The sequence below is a fragment of the Halopseudomonas pertucinogena genome (assembly GCF_014646575.1).
GTDB classification, from domain to species: Bacteria; Pseudomonadota; Gammaproteobacteria; order Pseudomonadales; family Pseudomonadaceae; genus Halopseudomonas; species Halopseudomonas pertucinogena.
In genome coordinates, this window is record NZ_BMNN01000006.1 from 22,072 (window position 1) to 39,241 (window position 17,170).

The 17,170-nt window shown below is 60.8% G+C and carries 30 protein-coding genes; 26 read left to right on the top strand and 4 right to left on the bottom strand.

Annotated elements, in window-relative coordinates:
- Window positions 1–86: 86 nt before the first annotated feature.
- On the bottom strand, window positions 87–446 hold the full coding sequence (locus IEW63_RS12160) for a hypothetical protein (protein ID WP_188636902.1): 360 nt from the start codon (window positions 444–446) through the stop codon (window positions 87–89).
- A 358-nt stretch (window positions 447–804) separates the two neighbouring features.
- Complete coding sequence (locus IEW63_RS12165) at window positions 805–1,107, bottom strand: hypothetical protein (RefSeq protein ID WP_229710501.1); 303 nt, start codon at window positions 1,105–1,107, stop codon at window positions 805–807.
- A 536-nt stretch (window positions 1,108–1,643) separates the two neighbouring features.
- Here IEW63_RS12165 and IEW63_RS12170 point away from each other — a divergent pair.
- Together IEW63_RS12170 and IEW63_RS12175 are read left to right on the top strand one after the other, a co-directional pair.
- A complete protein-coding gene (locus IEW63_RS12170) occupies window positions 1,644–1,961 on the top strand; it encodes a hypothetical protein (protein WP_188636903.1) in 318 nt (105 codons plus the stop codon).
- A gap of 185 nt (window positions 1,962–2,146) precedes the next feature.
- Entirely contained in the window at window positions 2,147–2,368 is a 222-nt protein-coding gene (locus tag IEW63_RS12175) for a hypothetical protein (protein WP_188636904.1), read from the top strand.
- 41 nt (window positions 2,369–2,409) lie between these two features.
- Here IEW63_RS12175 and IEW63_RS12180 read toward each other — a convergent pair whose 3' ends face one another.
- A complete protein-coding gene (locus IEW63_RS12180; protein WP_188636905.1) occupies window positions 2,410–2,733 on the bottom strand; it encodes a hypothetical protein in 324 nt (107 codons plus the stop codon).
- 392 nt (window positions 2,734–3,125) lie between these two features.
- Complete coding sequence (locus IEW63_RS12185) at window positions 3,126–3,773, bottom strand: LexA family protein (protein WP_188636906.1); 648 nt, start codon at window positions 3,771–3,773, stop codon at window positions 3,126–3,128.
- Window positions 3,774–3,858: 85 nt separating this feature from the next.
- Between IEW63_RS12185 and IEW63_RS12190 the strand changes: the two genes are divergently transcribed.
- The 24 genes from IEW63_RS12190 to IEW63_RS12305 all read left to right on the top strand — a co-directional run bounded on the left by IEW63_RS12190 (window position 3,859) and on the right by IEW63_RS12305 (window position 17,166).
- Window positions 3,859–4,074, top strand: coding sequence for a helix-turn-helix domain-containing protein (locus IEW63_RS12190; protein ID WP_188636907.1), 216 nt, complete (start codon window positions 3,859–3,861; stop codon window positions 4,072–4,074).
- A 43-nt stretch (window positions 4,075–4,117) separates the two neighbouring features.
- Complete coding sequence (locus IEW63_RS12195; protein ID WP_188636908.1) at window positions 4,118–4,579, top strand: YmfL family putative regulatory protein; 462 nt, start codon at window positions 4,118–4,120, stop codon at window positions 4,577–4,579.
- 69 nt (window positions 4,580–4,648) lie between these two features.
- Window positions 4,649–5,356 (top strand): KilA-N domain-containing protein, encoded by a 708-nt coding sequence (locus IEW63_RS12200; RefSeq protein WP_188636909.1) that lies wholly within the window; start codon window positions 4,649–4,651, stop codon window positions 5,354–5,356.
- A gap of 6 nt (window positions 5,357–5,362) precedes the next feature.
- Window positions 5,363–6,316, top strand: a complete 954-nt coding sequence (locus IEW63_RS12205; RefSeq protein WP_188636910.1) for a phage replication protein — start codon at window positions 5,363–5,365, stop codon at window positions 6,314–6,316.
- Window positions 6,297–7,085: a hypothetical protein gene (locus IEW63_RS12210; RefSeq protein WP_188636911.1), complete on the top strand. Its 789-nt coding sequence runs from the start codon at window positions 6,297–6,299 to the stop codon at window positions 7,083–7,085. The genes IEW63_RS12205 and IEW63_RS12210 overlap by 20 nt, the downstream gene beginning before the upstream one ends.
- Window positions 7,082–7,228, top strand: coding sequence for a hypothetical protein (locus tag IEW63_RS12215; RefSeq protein ID WP_188636912.1), 147 nt, complete (start codon window positions 7,082–7,084; stop codon window positions 7,226–7,228). The genes IEW63_RS12210 and IEW63_RS12215 overlap by 4 nt, the downstream gene beginning before the upstream one ends.
- On the top strand, window positions 7,221–7,436 hold the full coding sequence (locus IEW63_RS12220) for a TraR/DksA C4-type zinc finger protein (RefSeq protein WP_188636913.1): 216 nt from the start codon (window positions 7,221–7,223) through the stop codon (window positions 7,434–7,436). Before IEW63_RS12215 ends, IEW63_RS12220 begins: the two co-directional genes overlap by 8 nt.
- Entirely contained in the window at window positions 7,433–7,624 is a 192-nt protein-coding gene (locus tag IEW63_RS12225; RefSeq protein ID WP_188636914.1) for a hypothetical protein, read from the top strand. The genes IEW63_RS12220 and IEW63_RS12225 overlap by 4 nt, the downstream gene beginning before the upstream one ends.
- On the top strand, window positions 7,617–8,087 hold the full coding sequence (locus IEW63_RS12230; protein WP_188636915.1) for a hypothetical protein: 471 nt from the start codon (window positions 7,617–7,619) through the stop codon (window positions 8,085–8,087). Before IEW63_RS12225 ends, IEW63_RS12230 begins: the two co-directional genes overlap by 8 nt.
- Window positions 8,084–8,386, top strand: a complete 303-nt coding sequence (locus tag IEW63_RS12235; protein ID WP_188636916.1) for a nuclease domain-containing protein — start codon at window positions 8,084–8,086, stop codon at window positions 8,384–8,386. The genes IEW63_RS12230 and IEW63_RS12235 overlap by 4 nt, the downstream gene beginning before the upstream one ends.
- A complete protein-coding gene (locus tag IEW63_RS12240) occupies window positions 8,383–8,760 on the top strand; it encodes a DUF6378 domain-containing protein (protein WP_229710503.1) in 378 nt (125 codons plus the stop codon). Before IEW63_RS12235 ends, IEW63_RS12240 begins: the two co-directional genes overlap by 4 nt.
- 6 nt (window positions 8,761–8,766) lie before the next feature.
- Complete coding sequence (locus IEW63_RS12245) at window positions 8,767–8,958, top strand: hypothetical protein (protein WP_188636917.1); 192 nt, start codon at window positions 8,767–8,769, stop codon at window positions 8,956–8,958.
- Window positions 8,942–9,406: a RuvC family protein gene (locus tag IEW63_RS12250; RefSeq protein WP_188636918.1), complete on the top strand. Its 465-nt coding sequence runs from the start codon at window positions 8,942–8,944 to the stop codon at window positions 9,404–9,406. Before IEW63_RS12245 ends, IEW63_RS12250 begins: the two co-directional genes overlap by 17 nt.
- On the top strand, window positions 9,403–9,993 hold the full coding sequence (locus IEW63_RS12255; RefSeq protein ID WP_188636919.1) for a hypothetical protein: 591 nt from the start codon (window positions 9,403–9,405) through the stop codon (window positions 9,991–9,993). Before IEW63_RS12250 ends, IEW63_RS12255 begins: the two co-directional genes overlap by 4 nt.
- 195 nt (window positions 9,994–10,188) lie before the next feature.
- The gene (locus IEW63_RS12260) at window positions 10,189–10,533 is read left to right on the top strand and encodes a putative holin (RefSeq protein WP_188636920.1); all 345 of its coding nucleotides are present in this window, start codon (window positions 10,189–10,191) and stop codon (window positions 10,531–10,533) included.
- Window positions 10,534–10,537: 4 nt separating this feature from the next.
- Window positions 10,538–10,837, top strand: a complete 300-nt coding sequence (locus IEW63_RS12265; RefSeq protein ID WP_188636921.1) for a phage holin family protein — start codon at window positions 10,538–10,540, stop codon at window positions 10,835–10,837.
- A 171-nt stretch (window positions 10,838–11,008) separates the two neighbouring features.
- The gene (locus tag IEW63_RS12270; protein WP_188636922.1) at window positions 11,009–12,031 is read left to right on the top strand and encodes an exodeoxyribonuclease VII large subunit; all 1,023 of its coding nucleotides are present in this window, start codon (window positions 11,009–11,011) and stop codon (window positions 12,029–12,031) included.
- Window positions 12,032–12,118: 87 nt separating this feature from the next.
- Window positions 12,119–12,370: a hypothetical protein gene (locus tag IEW63_RS12275; RefSeq protein WP_188636923.1), complete on the top strand. Its 252-nt coding sequence runs from the start codon at window positions 12,119–12,121 to the stop codon at window positions 12,368–12,370.
- The gene (locus tag IEW63_RS12280; RefSeq protein ID WP_188636924.1) at window positions 12,370–12,540 is read left to right on the top strand and encodes a hypothetical protein; all 171 of its coding nucleotides are present in this window, start codon (window positions 12,370–12,372) and stop codon (window positions 12,538–12,540) included. Before IEW63_RS12275 ends, IEW63_RS12280 begins: the two co-directional genes overlap by 1 nt.
- 35 nt (window positions 12,541–12,575) lie before the next feature.
- Window positions 12,576–13,109, top strand: coding sequence for an HGGxSTG domain-containing protein (locus IEW63_RS12285; RefSeq protein WP_272872596.1), 534 nt, complete (start codon window positions 12,576–12,578; stop codon window positions 13,107–13,109).
- Complete coding sequence (locus IEW63_RS12290) at window positions 13,106–14,440, top strand: terminase large subunit domain-containing protein (RefSeq protein ID WP_188636926.1); 1,335 nt, start codon at window positions 13,106–13,108, stop codon at window positions 14,438–14,440. Before IEW63_RS12285 ends, IEW63_RS12290 begins: the two co-directional genes overlap by 4 nt.
- On the top strand, window positions 14,440–15,843 hold the full coding sequence (locus IEW63_RS12295) for a DUF4055 domain-containing protein (protein ID WP_188636927.1): 1,404 nt from the start codon (window positions 14,440–14,442) through the stop codon (window positions 15,841–15,843). Before IEW63_RS12290 ends, IEW63_RS12295 begins: the two co-directional genes overlap by 1 nt.
- On the top strand, window positions 15,827–16,921 hold the full coding sequence (locus tag IEW63_RS12300; protein WP_188636928.1) for a minor capsid protein: 1,095 nt from the start codon (window positions 15,827–15,829) through the stop codon (window positions 16,919–16,921). The genes IEW63_RS12295 and IEW63_RS12300 overlap by 17 nt, the downstream gene beginning before the upstream one ends.
- A complete protein-coding gene (locus IEW63_RS12305; RefSeq protein WP_188636929.1) occupies window positions 16,918–17,166 on the top strand; it encodes a hypothetical protein in 249 nt (82 codons plus the stop codon). Before IEW63_RS12300 ends, IEW63_RS12305 begins: the two co-directional genes overlap by 4 nt.
- Window positions 17,167–17,170: the final 4 nt, after the last annotated feature.

A 17,170-nucleotide genomic window follows, 5' to 3' on the forward strand; every position in this document is an offset into this window, starting at 1 on the left:
TCCGATCATCAGGCCCAGGCCGATGGCAATGCTCAGCGCCACGTAGGCGCCCAGAGCAATGCCAGCGATGGTTGTCAGGTTCTTCGTCACAGCCTGCCCTCCTTCTTCATGTCGGCTTTCCATGCCTCGCCCAGGGTCTCGCCGGCGATCTGTTCCAGCGCCTTCCTGAACGGCTTGGCGGCGTCCCGGGTATTCAGGTCCAGGCTCACCGAGCACTGGCGCAGGAACTCGAACACGACCTCGGAATCGACCAGGTCATAGATGCGCTCGCTGGCCACCTGCTTGAACTGCTCGTACCTGACCAGGTCGGTGTCCTGGCCATTGAGAAGGTCGATTTCCTCGAAGTAGAAGTCGGGCTCTTCCGGCGGGTCTTCCGGCGGCAGCATGTTGTCGTAGGCCAGCTGGGCCGACCGCAATGCAATAGCGTTCTGCACGTGTGAATACATGGTCGTGTCCTCATGGAGTAGCCACTGGTGAATGCCCGCACGCCAATACGTTTGCCTCCGTATGTTGACGAGCAACAAGGCGCGAGAAGCCGGGCATTCCCGGTGGCTGCTGAGAAAAGAAAGGGGGAAGAGGCCCGTGACGTGGGCTAGGCGCATCGAATCGCCCCGGTGATGAGCCGGGAAAGGGGTCTCACGAAACCCTGGCTACGGATTACCCCTGGTGCGCCTTGCCCCGCCGTGAAGAAGGGCGTGCCGTGTTAGGTGCCGGCGGCTAACAGTCAGAGGGGGCCGCATCCGTTGGAGCGGTACTGCTGGGTAAAGGGTGCCGGTTACGGCTCCGGCGCGGAGGGGAGAGCTGCTATCTGTCCAGCGGGGCCCACTGGCGGAACACCGCGGGCGTGGTGAAGGTTCCCCCGGCCTTCTCAAGACAGATCGTGTCGAAAAGCTCTGGGGCCGTTTGCAATCGGTAACCCGGCGAAACCTTCGGCATTTCCTCCGCCTCAAACTTCGCTATTCGGTCGGCGATGTCTTGCTGTGTCGGGTATTTGCCAACGCCCATGCCGATAGTTACTTCGGCGCGCTTATCGTCATCCTCGGTGTGAATCAGATGAACCACGATATCGAACTGGGCCGGTCCGTGAACCGGGCTTAGGGAGCTCATGTTGTCGTCCTCGCTGTTTTGTCTTCCCGGATGGCCCTGTCGCCAAGGCCATCGAGGAAAACTTGCCCATACCAAACCGCCTGGGTGGGGCGGGGCGCATTGCTTGCCGGGTCATTCGCTCGGTTCGGTCATACCAACCTCGTCAGCCGTCACAGTTGTCTGTGCGTGGGCAGGCTACATGCCTGTCTGATCGCCGGTCGCCGGTAGAGGCAATGCGGTCTGTTTCATGCGCTTTTACATTCAGCCGCGCATGGCCGGAAGCTGGGGCCTACTGCCGGCGCGCTGCCGGTATCAGCCCGTTTCATTCCCCAAGTTGTGCAAGAACGGTCCGGTTGCCCGGTAGCGCGGTGTTCTGCGCTGTTGGGAGTAAATATAGGCATACCTGTAATCTCTGTCAACAGGTATTCCTATAAAAATATAGGCGAGGTGCTTAGAGGGATTGCGTAGTTGCTGATATACGCCCCGGCAGATGCGGATAGCGCGCGGAACGTGGCGCTTTGATATGCTTGAGGCTTCACAAGAATATGGAGAAGGTCATGAGTAAGGGGGCAATGGGATTCTGGGTAGGCGTGTCATGGGTAATGGCGATTGCCACTGTTTTTGCGGCGCTGCTTCTATGTATTGGATACGGTGTTATAGAGGTTCAGGGGCGGTACATCACCAAAACTGTGGTGAACTGGCCTCTGGTGGCTGGGTGTGCGATAAGCGCTGCATATGCGGTGATGTTTGCCGTAGCTATGAGCATGATGAGAATCTCCGCGCTGAATACTCGGGCAATGTTCCAGCGGATCTTGGAGCAGGAAGCGAGGGCTGCAGAGGAGCTGAGTCCGGGCCAGGATCCCGGCGCTGAATAGCCATATGGCCCAGCGGCTGCTTGTGGCGCGGAAAGAGGGCAGCGTGCTGACACTGGCCCGAGATAGCGCTCATCTGTGACCCTGTTCCGCGCCCATCGCGGACTGATTCGCAAATCGGGAAGGGGGCGCGGAGGAACTACGCGCTGGCTGGTACGCTCTGGAAATCGTTATTTCTGGAGGCTGACATGAAAAATGATCTTCGACTGATCGCGGCTTGGCTCACCATTCCGGTACTGCTGGGGGTCGGCTCTACTGTCTGGCTTATGGGGATGCCCGAAGAGCAGCTGGCCGGGCCGATCTTCCACTTGGCATTCGGCGCGCTTCAGCTGGGGATGTGTCTGACCTGCGTTGCGGGGACGGTGGTGGTCATGAAGCTGCTGAGACAGCGGAGGGAAGGGCGGGCGTAAAAAAGCCCGCTCGGGGCGGGCGTTCGGGAGTGCGACTCTGGCTATCCACCAGGAATGAAGCGTGCCGCAGTAAATGCGATTCCAGCAAGAACACCGGCAACTGCGATGAATTTCCACGTCTGCTCATTCACCGCTTTGTAAACGTCAACCTTCAAATCGGCGATATCGCTTTTGGTCGCCATCACGCCACCAATACCGTCGAGCTTGGTTTCGACGCGAGCAAGTCTCTCCCGAATCTCCGGGATAGCTTTCTCCAGCTCTTGAACGCGTTTTTCCAAGTCGTCACCTCCGGGTGGCTGGCCTCCAGTATGGCCACTATTCGCCTTCCTGTCACCCCAGCTGCCGCGGATCACATTATTGCTCATTCTTGGTTCCCTCCGGCTTCGCCCTCCTATACCTTTCGATGGCAAATACGTTTAAAAACTCCATGTGCGAACACTGATCGCACTCGATAGCCACCACTGGAAGGTATTTGTCCGTGATCTGATGGGTCTGTATACCAACTATTGGCATATGGAAAACCGCCATCCACCGCTTACGCATGTCACCCGATTCCGAGTCTCCAATGTCAGGGGAGCCCGGATCCAGATGGAATCTCCAGTCACGATCTTCTTGGCCGCACGTCGGGCATTTATTGCTTCGTTGGGTGTAATCAAGAAAATCCAACATTTCCTGAAAAGTGATTGGGGAATTGAAAACACTGTATTCATCCATAAAGAATCTCCAGAAGCGCAGCCATCTCACTCGATGCCAGCCCTCAAAACACCTCATATTTCCCAATCACCACACCACAGATGGTCGCATTCCCATTGATGCGGATGATCTGATCCGGCCAGTTCGGGTTCAGCGCCTTCAAGTAGCGCTCCTCGCCCTCAATGACCAGCTGCTTGAATGTGGCTTCTTGGCTGTCGTCCAGCTTCGCGATCACTGGTGAGCCGTTCTCGGCCAGCTTGTCGGGGTCGACGAAGATAATGTCGCCATCGCGGAATGACCGGCGCTCATGCGGGTTGAACATCGACTCGCCCCGGACGCGCAGTGCATAGGTCCGGGGACCATGTGAGGTCGGGCAGGGCATCCACTCTTCAGCGTCACCCACCGCATACAGATCTTCTACCTCGCACCACGCTCCAGCCTGGACCCACGAGATAAGCGGGACACGGCCCCTGATATCGGGGCCGGGTTCTACGTTGGAATCGGAAGGCAGCATCCGGCCGCGGCCTGTTTCCAGCCACACAGGATCGACACCGCACGCCTTGGCAATGGTGGCGTTATATGTGGAGGACAGGGATTTACCGGTCTCCAGTTCGGAAATAGAGGCTTGCTTAATACCCACAGCATCCGCCAGGGCGGCCTGTGTGAGCTTGGCATGTTTCCGTGCTGCCTTAACTCGATCTTTGTATTCCATGACCACTTTATAAAGGTTCGCCTATACGCTTGCAAACAGGTATACCTGTGCCCATAATTACAGGCATCCCTATAAGGAGCTGCATATGAATATTTACGAAAAGCTCGTAAAGCATTTCGACGGCCAGGTGAAGACCGCAACCGCTCTTGGTGTCGAGCAGGGGACTGTTTCGGGGTGGGTGCGGGGGAAGCATGGCATGAACCCCATCACCGCTCTCAAGGCAGAGCAGGCGACGGGCGGGCTGTTCAAAGCCTCCGATCTTTGCCCGTCCCTGCGCAGCGTCAGCGTCCCTGCCGCGTGACAAACCCATTCTGCGCCACCCGGCGCCACAGGAAAACTAGAACATGAAAAAGCATCTGCTAGAGACGCGGCGCGAAGTGATGAAGGCGGTAACCAGCGAATTTGCCGGCGGCCAGGCCTGCGCAGCCGCTCATCTGGGCATCAAGCCCAAGCGCCTGCAGAACCAGGTCTACGAGACGGCCGGCTGCATGCCGCTGAGCGATACCGAGATCCAGGCGCTGGAAGCCGTCACCGGCACCACCCACCTCCCTGACTACATCTGCGCCATGTATGGCGGCGTGTTTGTTCCGATGCCCCAGAGCGACCTCGACAACGTGGACCTGTACTCCCGGGCCATCAAGACCCAGACCGCGCGCGGGAAAGTCGACCTGATGATCCAGGCGGCACTGGCAGACGGGGAGATCGACGAGGCGGAAGCGCAAGAAATCAGGGCAGTACACAACAAGCACGTCGCGGCGCGGCATGCCGAAGTGGAAGCGGTGATTGCGCTGCACGCGAAGGGCTGAATTTCAGGCAAGAAAAAGCCCAGCTGGCGGGCTGGGCTCGGGTACTACCAAACAGTGAAGGAACAATAAATGACTATCGTGACTTCGTCAAACGTGAGAATCGGAAGCGTGACCATCAGGCGTGACACTGAGGGTCGCTTTCGTCTGAACGACCTGCACAAAGCGTCCGGAGGTGAGAAGCGTCACGGCCCAAGTTACTGGCTATCGAACCAACAGACGATCGACCTGATCACCCTTTTGCAAACTACCGGAAATCCGGTAGTTACTCTGGAAGGCCGTAATGGCGGCACTTATGTGGTGAAAGAGCTGGTTTACGCCTACGCCATGTGGGTGAGTGCCGAATTTCATCTCCACGTCATCCAGACCTTCGATCGCCTGGTTGAAGCGCAATCAGAGATCGCTGAGGCTAAAGCTGCCCGCCAGCGCGCCCGCCTGGAAGCTCCATTCCTCACCGACGCCGTCAAGTACAACCGGCTCGCCGCCGGCAAAGACCTCAAGCCATACCACTTCAGCAACGAATTCGACCTGATCAACCGGGTTGTTCTCGGCTGCTCATCCAAACAGTACCGGGCTGCCCATGGCCTGGCTGCAAATGATCCTGTGCGTGACACCCTGACGCCGGCCGAGATCCGGGCGGTGGAGCACATGCAGCGCCTGAACGCCTCCCTGATCGACATCGGTATGCCGTTCGACCAGCGCAAGGCCCGGCTCCACCAGGTATTCATGCTGCGCCACCAGCGCGCCCTGATAGCCGAAACCGTTCGGCTGGAGGCATAACCGGCCATGCAATACACGCTGACCATCAGCCAGACCAAGGCCCTTGAGTGGGGCTTGAATGCCCAACAGGCCCTGCTGTTCTCGTTCGTTTACGAGTGCCCGAGCTGGGCGAACCCGATCACCACGGATAACGGTGTTTTCTACGCGCTGAGCAAGGCCAAGATCGTCGAGGAGCTGCCTCTGCTTACCGACAAGCCGGACACCGCTTACCGCCTGCTGAAACAGCTGGAGGCTGCAGGGACCATTGAGCTTTCCCACACCGCCGGCATCACTCTGGTGCGCCTCACCGAGAAGGGGAAGGAGTGGAACAAAGCGCTCGATGGGTCGGAAAAATATCCGAGCAAGAAGGCTGCACAGGGTCGGAAAAATATCCGAGGTACCTCGGAAAAATCTCCGAGCAAGGTCGGAAAAAAATCCGAGGTAGGGTCGGAAAAATCTCCGACAAATCAGGATACCAGTAATCAGGGTACCAATCAGGATACCAGTCATAGTTTGCCGGTCGCCGCTGACGCTGCTCGCGGCGAGGCGCAGTTGAGCGCTGCGCCACGGGTCGAGATCCCCAGCGACATGCCAGGACCCAAAGACCCTTCCTGCAAAACCTACAAGGCCTGGGCGAACTACGCATTCGCCTATCGCCGCCGCTACAGCGCCTGGCCAGTGTGGAATGCCAAAGCTGGCGGCCAGCTAGGTCAACTGATCGACCGCCTTGGTGCCGAGGCCGCGCCGCAGGTCGCCGCGTTCTACGTCGGGGTCAACGACGCCCGGCTGATCAGCGACTGCCACAGCCTGAACGGCCTGCTGGCCAGGGCTGAATCACTGCACACCCAGTGGCTGACCGGCCGCCAGATGAACGGCCGCACCGCCCGGCAGCTGGAGGACACCCAGGCAAACATCAACGCGGCACAGGACGCTGCCAGCCGCATCCAGGGAGGTGCCATCGATGCAAACCCTTTCCTCTGACCAGATCGCCCAGCTGGCCGCCGCCATCATCGCCACGGCCGAGACCCTGGGGCAGACCATGAGTGCCAATGCGGCGCAGCTGATGGCCCAGGACCTGGCCGAGCATCCTGCTGATCACGTTGCCGCCGCGCTGCGGGCCTGCCGCCGGGAGCTGACCGGCAGGCTGACACTGGCTGCCATCCTCGAACGCACCCAGGCAGCAGACGGCCGCCCGGGGCGTGATGAGGCATGGGCCATTGCCCTGGCAAGCGCCGATGAGTTCAACACCGTGGTGATGACCGATGAGATCCGGCAGGCCATGGGTGTAGCGGCACCGATTCTGGAGGCCGGCGACAAGGTGGGCGCTCGTATGGCGTTCCTGTCGGCCTATGACCGCCTGGTTACCGATGCTCGCGCCGAGAAACGCCAGACAAACTGGACGGTGTCGCTCGGGTTTGACCCAGACCTTCGCGCCCGGGCCATCGAGGATGCCGTGCGGCTGAAGCAGCTGCCGCGCCATGTGGCCGATCAGGAGCTGGCGCGCCTGAGCTATGACGCTCCGCCGAGCGCCGACGGCCTGGCAATTGCTGGCCTGCTGACCGGCAAAGTGGCACGGCCCAGCGAGGAAAACCGTGAGCGATTCCAACAGCTCAAGCAACACATCGAGGAGGCCGAGGAGGCACGGCTGCAGCGCGAGGCCGCGGAGCGCGACGCGCGGATCGCTGAATTCGAGAAGCGCAGAGCTCAGGCGCTGAGCGAGCTTGAGAAACGCGAGGGGGCGAGGGCATGAAGCTCACCAAATGGCACTTCGAGCTCCACGACGGCAAAGGCGGAATCGTCATCTACGGCCAGCCGGTGAGTAAGGAGCAGGTAATCGAGGACTGCCAGGCGCGGTTCGGGGAAGAGAGATTGAGGGAGGTGACACATGGCTGACGAAGTGGATATCAGCACGGACAGGATTCTTCGGGCAGCTGAAGAGCGCACAGCCGCCATTCGGGCCAGCCTTCAGGGCGAGGGACAAGACTGGTGCGAAGACTGCGGCGAGGACCTGACCCCGGAGCGCCGGAAGGCCGCGCCATGGGCAATCCGCTGCGCTCCCTGCCAGGGCGTGTTCGAGGAAAAGGGGAGGGTGTGGGCATGAAGTGCTTCACGGAGTCTGAGCTGATGGAGAAGCTGGTCGAGGCGTACCGGCGTGGAGTCAGCGACTGTGAGTCATTCGGCCTGGCCGTGGTTGACGAGGCATGTGCTGAGCAGATCGAGAGCCGCCTCACTGACATGATCCACGAAGACGCCGGCGGGCATGACGGATGGGGGAAGAAGCGTGGCTGAGCGCGTATCCGTCAACAGTGCGGCAAAGCTGTCCGAGGCCATCACCAAGCTGACCGCGATGTTCCGCGAGAAAAAGTATGTGGTGGTCAGCCTGCGCCCCGGGAAGGACCGCACGCTGGATCAGAACGCGCTGTGGTTCGCCCTGTACCAGCGCATCGCTCAGATGACCGAGATCGGCGACGTGGAAGAGGCGCGCAAGTACTGCAAGCTGCATTTCGGCGTGCCGATCATGCGCGCCGCTGATGCTGACTTCCGTGACGGTTGGAATCGGCTTTTCCTGCATCTCGACTATGAGCAGAAGCTGGAGCTGATGGGGCCGTGCGCCCTGTTCGGTCCCGATGGTTTCCCGGTAACCCGGCTGTTCAACCGCGCCCAAGGTATCGCATACACAGATCAGATCGTTGCCGAGTTCAGCGCCCGGGGCGTGGTGTTTGATGACCTGCTGGGGGAGGTGGCGGCATGACCCGAATCGTAAGCAAAAAACTCCGAGACAGCGCGCGCGGCCAGGATTGCACTCTGCGCCTGCCGGGCTGCCGGTTCAATCCCGAATACACCGTGCTCTGCCACCTGCCGGTCGGCATGAAGGGCATGAGCATGAAGAGCCCGGACCTGTTCGCCGCATTCGGCTGCGACCACTGCCATGGGGTTATCGATGGCCGCATCAAGGGGGAGTACGACCATTCCGACCTGCTGCGGGCCTTGGCTGAAACGCAAATGAAGTGGGTCCAGATGGGCCTGCTCACAGTGAAGGGGGTTGCATGACCGCGCACGAGATTCTGGCAGCAGCACAGAGCCACATGAAGGACCGGGCCGCAACGTACGACAGGCCGGAAGGCGAGCGCAGTATGTGTGCCACTGTGGAGGCGTTCAGGGCGATTACCGGTATCAGAGTTACCCAGGAGCAGGGCTGGCTGTTCATGGCGCTGCTGAAGGCGGTGCGCAGCCAACAGGGCGCATACCGGGCGGACAGCTACGAAGATGGCGCGGCGTACTTCGCGCTGGCTGGCGAGGCGGCCGGGCGGTATCACAAGAGGCCAGTCATCCGTGAGCTGTACACCGAGGCGGACGAGAATCGCATGGACGTGGTGGGCTCCAACGGCAATTGCGGAATCCATTATGTCGATCCGCACGGATGATCTGCGGTGAGTGCTGGATCAGCGGAGCTGGCGCGCTGGATTGCAGCCGGCCCGAACACCTGGCGCATCGGCAAATGGACGGTATACCGCTCCCTGCTTCCGCAACCGGTGTTCTGGGTCAGCTCGGGCTCTGGCAGGCCGAAGCGGGTGGAGACGAGGGAGCAGGTGCTGGAGATGATCAATGAAAATCGGGATTGACCCAGGTTGTAGCGGGGCGCTGGCGGTTATGGACGGCGAGGGCCGACACGTTGCCCATCTGCTGATGCCCACGATCAAGGTTGGCACCAAGAGCCGGGTAAACGGTGCGGCGGTCGGTGCGTTCCTTCGCGAGAACGTCACGGCTGACTGTCACGCATACCTTGAGCAGGTCGGCGCCATGCCGGGCCAGGGCGTATCCAGCATGTTCACCTTCGGGCATGCCGCGGGCGTTGTTGAAGGACTGCTGCAGGGGCTGGGTATTCCATACACGCTGGTCACGCCGCAGGCCTGGAAGAAGCGGGCAGGGCTGATCGGTAAGGACAAGGACGCTGCTCGTTCCCGGGCCATTCAGCTGTACCCCGAGTTGCGGGTACTGGATCTGAAAGGGAAGGGGCAGGCGGTGGCGGATGCATTGTTGATTGCGCGATTCGGGGAGGTGACAGCATGAGACTCACAACGGCGCGGGCGGCGTGGCATGACTCCAGTTACGTCATGACCAGGGGCGGTTTGTCAGGTCTTGCTGACCGGGCAAGGCTGGGGGTGGCTGTGCAGACCACCTCTCGGGGCAACACGGCCGACCATGCGGTGCACGCGGCGCTGGCCGGGATGATCCAGTCGGTGATCGCCAAGCTGCATCCGCAGATCCGGGTATTCGGTGAGTTCATGTACTCGGCGCTGCAGGATGATGCGATACGGGAAGCTGCGGAGGATGTGGTTTTCGCTGCCACCATGAGCAAGGCCAAGCGCATGACCGAGGCAAAGCGGGAGCGCGCCTTCTACGTGGTAAAGGGAGTGATGCATCGGTACCGGTACATGCACCAGGGCGGGCAGTCGGCAAACCCTGACCCGCTGGCCAAGCCGGAGGCGTTCAGGGCTTGGCTGTTTGACGAGTATGGCGTGAGGCTGGAGTCAATGCAGTGGGCTCGGGAGTGGGACGAGTTCATCGACAACTGCTTCGCTTGTTGCGAAGAGCTCGACCGCCGAGCGTTGAGCCCGGTGGCCGCTGTGATTTATGAGGCAAAGGAGGTGGCATGAGTATGGTTGAACACAGCGAGACGCAATCAGACACATGGGTGTTGACTTCCCGTCCGGCTGGAGGCATCATTTCGCTATCTTAGAATTTTTGCCTTTGGCAAACACGGCCCCCACACAGAGAAATCTGGCGCTGGGGGTTTTTCATTTCGAGCCTCGCCATTGTGCGGGGCTTTTTTGTGCCCGAGAGGATCTCCCATGGCCGAGCCGAGCAGCACATCAATACTGGCGGCCATCTTCGGAGCGGGTCTGGCTGGCGTACTGGCAGGCTTCGACGGTTCTGCCGCAGCAGGTGCTCTGTGCGGAGCGCTGATTTATTTCGCGTCAGCCCATGAGCTGCCAATGCCGCGGCGCATCATGTTCTTCTGTATCTCATTCGTGATGGGGTATCTGTCTGCCCCGGCGGTGGCCCGCGCTGAGGTATTCGGCATCGGCCCTATCGAGCTGCCGGCGCTGGCTGCATTCATCTGTTCCGCCCTGATCGTCACCGTAACCCTGGCCGCCATACGGACGCGGGGACAGGCGTCGCCCCGGGAGGGCTGACACCATGCTGACCACTATCACCCTGATCCTGTGCATCGTCCTGTTCGTCCGGTTGTTCACCTACCGGCGCCAGGGTGCTCAGTACCGCCCCGGCATGTCATGGCTGGCAGTGCTTGTCATGGCCAGTTCGGGCGCGGCATCGATATTCATCCTGGACGGGCAGCTGAAGATCCAGACACTGGCCTGGCCGCTGGTGATCCTGCTGGGCGTGCTCACTGCTGCGGCTGTCCGCTGCGAAGGCAATCTGAGCGCAGTCATGAAAGGTCCGGAACACTGGCGAGCTCGCGGGAAGCGGAAGCATTAGAAAGCGCCGGCCAGAAAACCATGACCTAGTGGTCACAATTGGAACGAGACTGCTCTAGCTCAAGCTTTGTCGTGGTATGGTCAGCCCCTTTGTTCGGCAAATGGGTGGCCTACCGTGACGATAAAACAAGAACTCATTCCAACTTTGACGAGCGGGGAGTTCGCTCGGCTGATGACCGAGGTGTTGGAGAGGGAACTCAAGGGTTGGGCGGCGAAGGGGATACTGGTCCGCATTCAGGGAGTAATTTCCAACCTCGAAGCCCAGCGGCAGATGGCTGAGGCGAAAAACTACCCGAAGATCTACAACATCGAGCTCAATGCAGACGGGCCTGTCACTCTGCTGGGGGCACGCGCAGTCTTTGAGGGCTGTAGCGACGGCGAGCTCGTTGAGGTAATCGGTTATCCGATCATCAACATTTTCCGCGGCGCGGTGACCGTCCAGGTCGAAGCGCTGGGCATCAAGAATGCGGAGTCGGAAGAACAACAGGCACAACGGCGCACACTCAATGCCAACCTGGCCGCCCTTTCTTCGCTGAAGCCTGCTCGGAACGCTTTCCCATTGTTGCCGATGGTCAGTGTCGATCTGATCCACTCCGCAGCTAGCTCCGCACAGGTGGACGCTGACTTCTTCAATGGCCTGGGTGGACTAATAGAGCGCTGCAGTGTGAACCGAGTACCGGTGCGCATCACCTCGGCTCAAGAGATTGCGGCAGCGATCCGAGAGAGTGAAGCCGACATCCTGGTGATTATCAGGGGTGGCGGGCCGGAGAGCGACTTCGCCGTCTTCAACGATGCCGAGGTCTTGAGCGCTATGGCAGAAAAGACCAGTTACCGAGTTACGGGTATTGGCCACAGCGGCAACACAACACTACTTGACCTGGTAGCGGATTATTCCGCCCCGGTGCCGGCAGAGGCTGGCGCACATATCAGAGATCAGCTGGCTCTCCTTGTTGGTCTGGTCTCGCGGTACGAAAAAACCATCAAGGCGCGAGAAACTCAGATTGAAGAGTTGAGCGTTGATATGGAGTTGATTCAGGATAAGGCCGAGAAAGAGATCGAGCGCCTGCACTCCAGCCTGCAAAGCGTTACCAAGTCGCAGCCTGCACGCCAGCCACAGCCGGCCAGCGAGTCCAAGCTTCCTTGGGTGGTAGCTTGTGTCCTGGCGGTTATCGTGATCCTGCAGTTCTTCCTGTAAGCGCCCCTCCCACGATAGGGCGCCACGGAATGGGGCCCTGCACAGCTGCGATTGACCCATCAGCGGTTTAATCGAGAGGAGTACCCGATGTCTGGCCCTAAGGTTGTCGAGCTCCGGCAAGAGGGCTGGCGCGACGGCATCACCGCGCTCAAGCAGATCATCGCTGATCTGGAGTCCGGCGAGCTGGAGCCCATCCAGTCGGGCGTGCTGGTGCTGATGGGCAAGGACGGCGGCATAGAGACCTTCGCATTCGGCCCCAGGGGCGACGATGTGACCTCGCTGGGCCTGCTGCGGATAGGCGAGCGGATCATTGTTGATTCGGCGCTGGGGGAGGAGTGATGGCAAAGCATCCCACCATCACCCTTCAGGTCCGCGTGGTCTGGTGGCTCAAGTGGTATATGGCAGGCGTAATCCTGATGTGCTGGCTCACTGGCCTGGACTTCGATGAGGTCAAGGTGAGGCAATATGTCCGCCGCGGGCTGAGAGCCAAAGTCATCCGCCACCCCTAATCCAAAACAACCCCATGTAACCCTGTGAGGTCTGTATGGCCCATTGCGGCGCAAAGACGCGCAGTGGCCAGCCTTGCAAAGCCCATGCAATGCCCAATGGCCGCTGCCGAAAGCATGGCGGCGCCAGTACCGGCGCGCCAAAAGGGAATCAGAACGCCCGGACCCACGGCATCTACTCTGACGCGATAGGCGAGGACGAGAAGGCGCTGTGGGATGACATTGAGATCGGCAATCTGGACCATGCGATCAAGGTTGCTCATCTCCAGCTGCGCCGGGCGATGATTGCCCAGCAGAAGGCGGAGGCTGTCGACGGTCTCGACCTCGACCTTGAAAGCATCAACGCCTCTGAGCCCGGCGGCGAGCTGGAGCCTGGCGATGAGCCCTCAGAGCAGTCGCGCCGGACAACCACTGTCCAGCGTCGCCGGCGTCCCTATGAGGACATCATCAACCGCCTGCTTGGTCGAATTGGTGACCTTGAGGCCAAGCGTGCAGACATTGCCAGCAAGTCTGGCCCTGCTGCTGACATGACTGACCTGCTGTCGGACCTGATCGCGAAACTACCGTCATGAGCACCGGAAACCTGATATTGGACCGGCAGCTGGCGCGCTGGTATCCGCTGAAAGACCACCCTGTACAGCTGGCCCTGCTGGATGCTGTGCCCGGCGGTGTGAGATTCCCCTTGGTGCCGGCTGGTCGGCGTAGCGGCAAGACTGAGCGCTTCAAGCGGTTTCTGGTCAAGCAGGCCAATGCCTACCCGGGCATCTACTTCGCTGCAGCGCCGACCCACGACCAGGCGAAGAAAATCTTCTGGGATGACCTGAAGGCTTTCACGCTGTCCTGCATGCACAAGAAGCGGCCCAGCGAGTCAGACCGGATCATCTTCATGCCGAACGGCAGTGAGATTCATGTCATCGGGCTTGATAAGCCCCAGCGCATTGAGGGCATCCCCTGGACCGGTGGCGGCATAGACGAGTTCGCTGATGTGAAGTCGGACGCATGGGAGGCCAACATTCTCCCGGCGCTGAACACCGTCAACCCGACCAGGCCGGATTACCGCGCCTGGTGCTGGCTGCTGGGTGTGCCGGACGGCCTGAACCACTATTACGACTTGTGCCAGAAAGCAGAGACCGGTGAAGACCCGAACTTTGCCGTGTTCCACTGGAAGTCTGCAGAGATCCTGCCGGATGACGTGATCGCCGCAATGAAGCGCGCCATGTCGGCCAAGCAGTTCAAGCAAGAGTTCGAGGCCAGCTTCGAGACAGCCGCCGGGCGGATCTACGAGGATTACAGCAAGGCGAACCACACCCGGGAGCGCATCCAGCCGCATGAGCAGCTGCTGTGGATGCATGACCAGAACTACACGCCCCTGTCGTCGGCTGTGGGTGTGCGCCGCGGCAAGGATGGGAACGACCTGTACCTGCTGGATGAGATCGTCCTGACCAGCGCAGTGTCACGCCAGTCAGCGCTGGAGTTCGTCGAGAAATTCCAGAACCACCAGAACAAGCATGTGCTGATCTACGGTGACCCCGCTGGCAAGGCCGGCGAGAAGCATGGTCACGCATCGGACTACACCGACATTGAGGGTGTGTTGAAGGCCAATGGCTGGACCTACACCCGCAAGGTCAGGCCGGCCCACCCGGCGATCAAGGACAGGCAGAATGCCGTCCGGGCCAAGATCTGCACTGCCGACGGCCACCGCAGCCTGTTCGTGAATCCGGTGACGGCGCCTTGGTGTGACAAAGGCCTGGCCACCGTCCAGCTGAAGGATGGCTCGTCATTTCAGGAAGACGACAAGAACAAGTATCAGCACATCACGACCGCCATTGGTTACTGCGTGGATCGTGAGTGGCCGATCAGAAACCAGATAGCCGGCACCCGCCGCATCCGAGGACTTACATAATGCCGGTGCAATCCACCAACCCTGACTATGATCGTCACCTGCCTGAATGGGAGCTGATGGACGCCGCTCTGGACGGCGAGCAGGCGATCAAGGCGAATCCGCGCAACCTGCCCAAGCCGAGCGGCATGGTCGAGGCGGAAAAGCAGGACGGGGAGGGTAACCGGTACCTGTACGAGGGCTATGTGGCCCGGGCTCAGTACGAACACTGGGTCCGAGACAGTCTGCGCTCCATGATGGGCCTGGTATCGCGCCTGCAGCCGGAGATCGAGCTGCCCAGCGGCATGCAGGGCATGCTGGAGAACGCCACCGCCGACGGCTTCGGCCTGAAGCAGCTGTTCTTCCGTGTGGTGCGCCAGATCGTGTCCCATGGCCGGGCGCCGCTGGTGGCGAACATCGACGACAACGGTCTGCCGTACTTCTCGACCTATGCGGCAGTCAACGCCATCAACTGGAAGATTGCCAGTCAGAGCGGGCGGCAGGACCTGGTGCTGGCCGTGTTCCGCGAATTCCGAGAGAAGGACGACAGCGACGAGTTCGGTCACGACTGCGAGCCGGTATATCGCATCTACCGCATGCGTGATGGCATCTGCCACACCGAGGTGGTGAACGATAAGGAAGAGGTGCTCGAAGAAGAGCGGCCGCTGGGTACCACTGGTGCGGACCAGCGCCTCGTCAAAGGCCTGGGCTATCTGCCGATCATCTACTGCGGCTCGACCGACAACAGCCCTGACGTGGACGAGGTGCCGCTGCTGAGCATGGCGCGCGCGGCGCTGAAGTCGTACCAATTGAGTGCCGACTATTTCACGGCGCTGCACCAGACCAGCCACCCGCAGCCGTGGGTATCGGGACTGGAAGGTGATGTCGAACTATCGGTCACCGGCCCCTCTGCAGCCTGGGATCTCGGACCCAACGGCTCATGCGGTTACCTGGAGTTCCAGGGCGCCGGCATCGAGGCCGTTCGCCAGGCCATGGATGACCAGAAGAACGCCGCCCTCGAGGCTGGCGCGAAGGTAATGGATATCGGCGGCAGCGAATCCGGCGAGGCCCGCAAGGCACGCCAGAATGATCAGCATGCCACGCTGCATAGCATGGTCATCACCGCTGCTGAGGGAATAGAGCAGGGTCTGCGCTACCTTGCCGACTGGCTGGGATTCGACGAAAAGCTGGTATCGTTCACGGTCAAGCCGGACTTCACCTCTGTCGGGGTTGACGCCCAGCTGGCGGCGCAGCTGCTGACCGCGGCCCAGGCCGGCATCGTCAGCCACGATTCGTTCTGGCTGTACATCAGCACCGGCAGGCTGCCTGATCGTGATTGGCAGGCAGAACTGGAGCTTATCCAGCAGCAGGGGCCTGCACTGGGCGGCCTCGGTCTTGAGGGGCTGAACAATGGCGAGCGCGAATGATCGACTTTCTGACCTCGCCATCGGCCACCAGATCTACCTGCAGCGGTACGGCGGTGGCGTAGCCCGGAAGATCATCGCTCTGCTGAATCGCGTCGATGCTGACCTGTATCGCCAGCTGACCGAGGCGCTGGAACGGCTGCCCCGGGAGGCGTTCACTGTGCAGCGGCTGGATCAGCTGCTTGTAAGCGTGCAGCGGCTCAATGCCGACGTATACCGCGACGCCGGCGAGGAGCTGGACCGGGCTCTGATGGAGCTGGCAGGCTACGAGGCGAGCTGGCAACACAGGGCGATCCAGTCTGCGCTGCCCGCGGCGGTGGCTGAGAAATTGTCACTGAACACTGTCACGGCATCGCAAGCGCACGCAGCGGCCATGGCCAGGCCATTCCAAGGCAAGCTGCTGCGGGAGGCGCTGACAGGCATCGAGCAGGCACGGGCGTACCGGATCCGCGACACCATCCGCATGGGCTTCATTGAGGGCCTGACCATCGATCAGATGGTGCGCCGGCTGCGCGGAACCCGGGCGCTGGGTTATGCCGACGGCCTGATGGAAGTCGACAGGCGCGGTGCCGAGGCGCTGGTGCGAACCGCGGTCAACCACACGGCCAACTATGCGCGGCAGGCGATGTTCGAGGCCAATGCTGATCTGATCAGTGAGTGGGAGTTTGTCGCAACGCTCGACGGGCGCACCACATTGACCTGCGCCAGCCTGTCCGGCAAGACGTTCAAGCTGGGTACCGGCCCGCAGCCGCCCCGGCATTGGGGATGCCGCAGCACGGCCGTGCCGGTGCTGAAGTCGGCATGGGAGGCGCTGGGCCTGAGCAAGTCCGAGATCGACCCGGGCACCCAGGCGAGCATGGACGGACAGGTCGCTGGCGATATCAGCTATGGCCAGTGGCTCAAGTCCAAGCCGGCGGCATTCCAAGACGAAGTGCTGGGGCCCGAGCGCGGCAAGCTGTTCCGCGATGGCGGCCTGAATGTGGACCGCTTCACGGATCAGCGCGGCAAGGTCTACACCCTGGACGAGCTGCGCAAGCGGGACGCGGATGCCTTCGAAAAAGCTGGTATGCTGGCGGCATGACCAAAAAGCCACCACTCCACGTGATCGAAGGCTCGCCCGAGCAGACGAACACTGACAAGCTCAAGAAGGCCCGCAAGGACAACCCGGCGGCGGCCCACCTGCTGACGTGCCACCGGTGCGGCGGCGCTGAGGTCATCGAGACCAAGGTCGGCATGATCTTCAAGAACGGCAAGGCCCAGGGTGGCACCAGGCAGATACTGTGTGCGGGTTGCTTCATGAAGGGACAGAGGGTGGTGTTGTGTTGATCCG

Excerpts from the sequence above, each read along its gene's own strand:
- IEW63_RS12290 (WP_188636926.1), top strand. The coding sequence starts at position 13,106 with ATGAGCACCGGAAACCTGATATTGGACCGGCAGCTGGCGCGCTGGTAT.
- IEW63_RS12305 (WP_188636929.1), top strand. The coding sequence starts at position 16,918 with ATGACCAAAAAGCCACCACTCCACGTGATCGAAGGCTCGCCCGAGCAG.
- IEW63_RS12285 (WP_272872596.1), top strand. The coding sequence starts at position 12,576 with ATGGCCCATTGCGGCGCAAAGACGCGCAGTGGCCAGCCTTGCAAAGCC.
- IEW63_RS12255 (WP_188636919.1), top strand. The coding sequence starts at position 9,403 with ATGAGACTCACAACGGCGCGGGCGGCGTGGCATGACTCCAGTTACGTC.
- IEW63_RS12215 (WP_188636912.1), top strand. The coding sequence starts at position 7,082 with ATGAAGCTCACCAAATGGCACTTCGAGCTCCACGACGGCAAAGGCGGA.
- IEW63_RS12200 (WP_188636909.1), top strand. The coding sequence starts at position 4,649 with ATGACTATCGTGACTTCGTCAAACGTGAGAATCGGAAGCGTGACCATC.
- IEW63_RS12180 (WP_188636905.1), bottom strand. The coding sequence starts at position 2,733 with ATGAGCAATAATGTGATCCGCGGCAGCTGGGGTGACAGGAAGGCGAAT.
- IEW63_RS12270 (WP_188636922.1), top strand. The coding sequence starts at position 11,009 with ATGACCGAGGTGTTGGAGAGGGAACTCAAGGGTTGGGCGGCGAAGGGG.
- IEW63_RS12205 (WP_188636910.1), top strand. The coding sequence starts at position 5,363 with ATGCAATACACGCTGACCATCAGCCAGACCAAGGCCCTTGAGTGGGGC.
- IEW63_RS12170 (WP_188636903.1), top strand. The coding sequence starts at position 1,644 with ATGAGTAAGGGGGCAATGGGATTCTGGGTAGGCGTGTCATGGGTAATG.
- IEW63_RS12190 (WP_188636907.1), top strand. The coding sequence starts at position 3,859 with ATGAATATTTACGAAAAGCTCGTAAAGCATTTCGACGGCCAGGTGAAG.
- IEW63_RS12235 (WP_188636916.1), top strand. The coding sequence starts at position 8,084 with ATGACCCGAATCGTAAGCAAAAAACTCCGAGACAGCGCGCGCGGCCAG.
- IEW63_RS12175 (WP_188636904.1), top strand. The coding sequence starts at position 2,147 with ATGAAAAATGATCTTCGACTGATCGCGGCTTGGCTCACCATTCCGGTA.
- IEW63_RS12185 (WP_188636906.1), bottom strand. The coding sequence starts at position 3,773 with ATGGAATACAAAGATCGAGTTAAGGCAGCACGGAAACATGCCAAGCTC.
- IEW63_RS12165 (WP_229710501.1), bottom strand. The coding sequence starts at position 1,107 with ATGAGCTCCCTAAGCCCGGTTCACGGACCGGCCCAGTTCGATATCGTG.
- IEW63_RS12210 (WP_188636911.1), top strand. The coding sequence starts at position 6,297 with ATGCAAACCCTTTCCTCTGACCAGATCGCCCAGCTGGCCGCCGCCATC.
- IEW63_RS12220 (WP_188636913.1), top strand. The coding sequence starts at position 7,221 with ATGGCTGACGAAGTGGATATCAGCACGGACAGGATTCTTCGGGCAGCT.
- IEW63_RS12275 (WP_188636923.1), top strand. The coding sequence starts at position 12,119 with ATGTCTGGCCCTAAGGTTGTCGAGCTCCGGCAAGAGGGCTGGCGCGAC.
- IEW63_RS12225 (WP_188636914.1), top strand. The coding sequence starts at position 7,433 with ATGAAGTGCTTCACGGAGTCTGAGCTGATGGAGAAGCTGGTCGAGGCG.
- IEW63_RS12195 (WP_188636908.1), top strand. The coding sequence starts at position 4,118 with ATGAAAAAGCATCTGCTAGAGACGCGGCGCGAAGTGATGAAGGCGGTA.
- IEW63_RS12280 (WP_188636924.1), top strand. The coding sequence starts at position 12,370 with ATGGCAAAGCATCCCACCATCACCCTTCAGGTCCGCGTGGTCTGGTGG.
- IEW63_RS12260 (WP_188636920.1), top strand. The coding sequence starts at position 10,189 with ATGGCCGAGCCGAGCAGCACATCAATACTGGCGGCCATCTTCGGAGCG.
- IEW63_RS12265 (WP_188636921.1), top strand. The coding sequence starts at position 10,538 with ATGCTGACCACTATCACCCTGATCCTGTGCATCGTCCTGTTCGTCCGG.
- IEW63_RS12295 (WP_188636927.1), top strand. The coding sequence starts at position 14,440 with ATGCCGGTGCAATCCACCAACCCTGACTATGATCGTCACCTGCCTGAA.
- IEW63_RS12160 (WP_188636902.1), bottom strand. The coding sequence starts at position 446 with ATGTATTCACACGTGCAGAACGCTATTGCATTGCGGTCGGCCCAGCTG.
- IEW63_RS12240 (WP_229710503.1), top strand. The coding sequence starts at position 8,383 with ATGACCGCGCACGAGATTCTGGCAGCAGCACAGAGCCACATGAAGGAC.
- IEW63_RS12300 (WP_188636928.1), top strand. The coding sequence starts at position 15,827 with ATGGCGAGCGCGAATGATCGACTTTCTGACCTCGCCATCGGCCACCAG.
- IEW63_RS12250 (WP_188636918.1), top strand. The coding sequence starts at position 8,942 with ATGAAAATCGGGATTGACCCAGGTTGTAGCGGGGCGCTGGCGGTTATG.